The 2,387-nt window shown below is 69.1% G+C and carries 2 protein-coding genes and 3 tRNA genes; all 5 read right to left on the bottom strand.

Annotated features, from left to right (window positions below):
• Positions 1–61: 61 nt before the first annotated feature.
• Positions 62–376 (bottom strand): hypothetical protein, encoded by a 315-nt coding sequence (locus tag JHN63_RS50175; RefSeq protein ID WP_200691805.1) that lies wholly within the window; start codon positions 374–376, stop codon positions 62–64.
• 108 nt (positions 377–484) lie between these two features.
• A tRNA-Phe gene (locus JHN63_RS50170) sits at positions 485–561 on the bottom strand.
• A 24-nt stretch (positions 562–585) separates the two neighbouring features.
• Positions 586–660, bottom strand: a tRNA-Asp gene (locus JHN63_RS50165).
• Between the two features lie 49 nt (positions 661–709).
• Positions 710–782: transfer RNA gene (locus JHN63_RS50160), tRNA-Glu, on the bottom strand.
• 80 nt (positions 783–862) lie between these two features.
• Positions 863–2,387: metallophosphoesterase (locus tag JHN63_RS50155; protein ID WP_200691804.1), on the bottom strand; the 1,525-nt coding region annotated here is incomplete at its 5' end.

Below are 2,387 nucleotides of genomic sequence, written 5' to 3'. Positions count from 1 at the left end.
CCTCAAACGCCGGACGGGCTGGATATTGGCGGCCTGTGTTGGGAGGGTGCCGAGGCGCCTCTTATGAGGTGCGCTGCGCCGGTGGTGTCGACGCCGCCTTGTCCTCGCGTCTGCGGTCCGCGTCCTGGGACATCGACTGGGCCGTGTTCGATACGGCCTTGATGCCCAGGTATGCCGTCGTCAGGCCTGCCATCGCGGTGAATGCCGAGGTCAGGACGCCGACGATCACCGCTCGGTCGCCGTTGAGCTGCCATACGCCGAAGATCGCCACCGCGGTGATCGCGAGATTGCTGCCCACCACCGCGAGCAGTCCGTACCGCGCGCGCATCTTTTCCAGGTCCGTGTCCCGGATACCTCTGGCCTCGTCCTGGCTCATGGTTGATCCCCCCGCACTTCCGCCACTCCGGCGCCGACTGAGCCGGATCGTATCCCCGGCGCACGAGGGGCATACAAAAAGGCCCCGATCCGAAGATCGAGGCCTTGATGGTGGCTGGGGCCGGGATCGAACCGGCGACCTATCGCTTTTCAGGCGATCGCTCGTACCAACTGAGCTACCCAGCCACGAGGTTCCTCACGGAACCTCAGCGGTCCTGACGGGATTTGAACCCGCGGCCTCCACCTTGACAGGGTGGCGAGCACTCCAAACTGCTCCACAGGACCCAGCTGTTGCGCACGGACTGGCGGAGCCAGTGTCGCACACGGTTTTACGTGCCCCCAACGGGATTCGAACCCGTGCTACCGCCTTGAAAGGGCGGCGTCCTAGGCCGCTAGACGATGAGGGCTATCGGCCCGCCTGGGCGCCTCTCAGCGCGTCGGGGACGTGAGAAGCATATGGGATGGCGGGAGGTATCGCCAAAACGGTTTACGGGGTCCTCGACGGCGCCACGGACGGCACCTCCGACGCCGGACTCGGAGACTGGCTGGGGGAGGGGCTCGGCGACGGACTCGGCGACTGGGGCGCGCCCGGCAGGTTCTCCTTCGGGAGATGGCGGCTCACCTCTGCCGTCGTCAGGCCCAGGCCGCCCAGCTTGATCTCGTCCCAGGCCTGGAGGCGGTGGGTGTCGCGGTCGATGTAGAGGATCGACGCCTCGATCGGGTCGGGGTACTTGCCCTCCACCGCGCGCAGTCCGCTGCCGCCGGTCGAGCCCTCGATACGGAGCCGGGTGCCGTGCTTCATGACCTCGGTGCCCTCGTGGTGGAGGTGGCCGGCCAGGACGAGCGGGACCTCGCCGTCGGTCTGGCGTGCGGCGGACGGTTCGTGGACGAGGGCGATGTCGACCGGGGTGCCGGCCGCCCGCTGGTCGCGGAGGGCGGAGGCGAGCTGGTCGCCGGCCAGTTCCTCCGCCGCGTTGCCGCCCGGGGCGGTCGAGCGGTCCGGGGTGAACTGGGGGTCGCCGATGCCCGCGAAACGCACGCCCGCGACCGTCTGGGCGCGGCCCTCGTCCAGGACGTGCACGTTCTTGATGCGTTCGAGGTAGCGCTGGGTGGCGAGGGAGTCGTGGTTGCCCCTGACCCAGACGTACGGGACGCCCAGGTCGGCGATCGGGTCGAGGAAGCCGTTCTCGGCGGTCGTGCCGTGGTCCATGGTGTCGCCGGTGTCGACGATCACGTTCACCTCGTACTGCTCCACCAGTGACGCGATGATCTTCCAGCTCGCGGGGTTCAGATGGATGTCCGAGACGTGGAGCACGCGGATGGTCGTGGGGTCCGGCTGGTACGCGGGGAGCGTGGACGTGACGTCGTAGAGCTTGGTCACGTTCGTCACCAGGCGGGCCAACTCCTTCTGGTAGACGTCGAATTCGGTGACGATGTTGCGCGCGTTGCCGACCAGGGACGGGGCGGAGGAGAGCAGTCCCGAGAACTTCGGTTCGAGGATCGACTTCGGGTTCCAGGTCGCGTACGCCGTCGCTCCGGAGGCCGCCAGGAGGGTGAGGGCCAGCCCGCCGGCCGCCAGCGCGCGGCGGGGGCGGCGGTAGACCGCGAGGCCGAGGGTGGTGGCGCCGAGGACCACGGCCGTCGACGACCGTACGGCGAGGTCGAGGGTGCCGTGTTCGACGTCCCGGGCGACCTCGTCCTGGAGGCCGGAGATGCGTTCGGGGTGGTCGACGAGGGCCTGGGAGCGTTCCGGGTCGAGCTGGTCGACGTTGACGTCGAGGCGGACCGGGGCGTGGTGGCTGTCCAGGGAGAGCGCGCCGAGCGGGGACACGTTGATCTTCGTGCCGCCGGTGAGGGACGGGCGCAGGGTCATGGTCGTGTTCATCGGGCCGACCTGGGCCCGTACGTTGCCGACGATCAGCAGACCGAGCCAGGCGCCGACGACGACGACCATGACGAGGCCGAGGGCGCGGGTCCAGGGGTGGGGTTGGGGGACGAGTTCGACGGTGGGG

This window comes from Streptomyces sp. MBT65 (genome assembly GCF_016612545.1).
Taxonomy (GTDB): Bacteria; Actinomycetota; Actinomycetes; order Streptomycetales; family Streptomycetaceae; genus Streptomyces.
Note: the sequence above shows the minus strand (reverse complement) of the source record. Positions and strands in the feature narration are given on the sequence as shown.